Genomic DNA, 217 nt, shown 5'->3' with positions numbered 1-217 from the left:
TATTTGAACTGGATANNTTTTTTTAGATTTATCATCTAAAATTAAAGCAGCGCCTTTTTTCTTTGGTATATTTTCATTCATATATATATCAATATCTTGCGCAGTAAAGTTTTTCATTATTTCATTTAAAGATTTTAAATCTTCTTCTGCAGTTACTCTATGTGATATGACTTTATCACTTTGTGTAATTACATCTGTATGCATTTTACCAGGTTGT

This window comes from Candidatus Nanopusillus massiliensis (assembly GCF_920984865.1).
This window is presented reverse-complemented; position numbering follows the sequence as displayed.